This is a genomic window from Streptomyces sp. NPDC055025, from assembly GCF_053608565.1.
On sequence record NZ_JBSGVS010000149.1, the window covers coordinates 1 to 1,600 of the forward strand.

General features: G+C 63.6%; 2 protein-coding genes. Both read left to right on the forward strand.

The genetic code is table 11. From position 1 onward, the window contains the following. Positions 1-1,010 (forward strand): polysaccharide pyruvyl transferase family protein (locus ACWGDX_RS39300; protein ID WP_453633619.1); only part of this gene is annotated, 1,010 nt, incomplete at its 5' end. After that, positions 1,007-1,600, forward strand: a 594-nt coding sequence (locus ACWGDX_RS39305) for a glycosyltransferase (protein WP_453633621.1), incomplete at its 3' end; no start/stop codon positions are given. The genes ACWGDX_RS39300 and ACWGDX_RS39305, both read left to right, overlap by 4 nt.

Sequence of the window (1,600 nt, forward strand, 5' to 3'; positions counted from 1 at the left end):
GCAATGTCGTCCGCCAGGCCATCACGATCTGCTATGTATCGTTGCGACGACCGTGGCTGCTCGGCCGTCTGATTCCGGTCGAGCAACGACGTGCCATCGACGCGCTCGGGAAAGCCGATGTCGTCGTCAGTTGTCCCGGCGGATATCTTGAAGACTCCAATCCGTCGTACTACGCGAACCTGATCCAGATCTGGGCGGCTTCGAAGTTTGGCGCCACCGTGGTTCTGGCGCCGCAGAGCGTCGGTCCGATCCGCTCCAGGCGCGGCCGGTGGTTTGCCGCAAAGGTGCTCGCCAAGGCATCCCTCATCTGCGTACGGGAAAGCGAGTCGTACCATTTTGTCGTCGAGACGCTCGCGTTGCCGGCAGCGCGAGTCGCCAGGACCGGCGATCTTGCCTTCTGGCATGCTGCGACGCCGGCCGCGACCGCGTCGATGAAGGCGGAACTCGGAATCGATCCGGACGAGCCTTATATCGCGGTTTCGGTGATCGAATGGGCGTTTCCGCTTGCCGCCGACCAGGCGCAGGCCAAGGAACGGTATGTCCGCAGCCTGTGCGAACTGCTGAATATCCTGCACGACACGCTGGGCGTGCGGATCGTCATCGTCAACCAGGTCGCGGCCGATCTGCCGGTGGGCCGCGAGATCGCCGAGCGGTGTCGGGAATTCGTCATCCTGGATCAGAAAGACCGACCCGTGGCGGACGTCAGGAGCATCATCGCCGGCTCCTCGGTATTTCTGGGTAGCCGCTTTCACTCATGCATCTTTGGACTTTTGGCAGGACGGCCGCTCGTGGCGCTCTCCTACCTGCCCAAGACGAGCGGCATCATGACGGACCTGGGTTTGAGCGCCCGCGTATACGACATCGACGGTTTCAATGTGGATGAAATCGCGCGAACGATGATCGCCGACTATCGGGCGCCGTCGCGGGGGCAGGCGGAGATCGATCGCGCGGTAGAGCGCTATCGTCGCCTGTATCCGCGGTTTGCGGATCTTCTGCGGGAGGCCGCGTGACCGGGACGGCCGACTTCCATCCTGCGCAGGCGCCGGGCCATCAGGTCGGGTTCGTAACGGCGTCCGCGTCCAGAACCGCTGGCGGCCTGTTCGACGCGGTACGTGGCCTCGCACTCGCGCTGCCGTCCAACGGGTTCGTACCGCGCGTATTCGCACTGAACGACGCGAACACCAGGACCGACCTTCCGCAATGGCGCGGGACGCGGGTGACGACCCGTGACGCGGTCGGTCCCGCGATGTTCGGCTACTCCCCGGGCTTGCGCACTTCGCTGCTGGCATCCGATGCCCAAATCGTTCACACGCACGGAATCTGGATGCACCCTTCGGCGGATGTCGTCGCGTGGCATCGGCGTCGACGCAAGCCCTACATCATCTCGCCGCACGGCATGCTCGATCCATGGATCATGAAGCGTTCGAAACTGAAGAAGTGGGTCGCGCTCGCGGCCTATGAACACAGCCATTTGAATCGCGCCGCGTGCTTTCATGCACTGAATCGCGAGGAGGCGGATGCGATCCGGGCCGTGGGTCTGAAACAGCCGATCGCCATCGTGCATAACGGTGTGACGATTCCGGAGCTGGACAATCCCGGG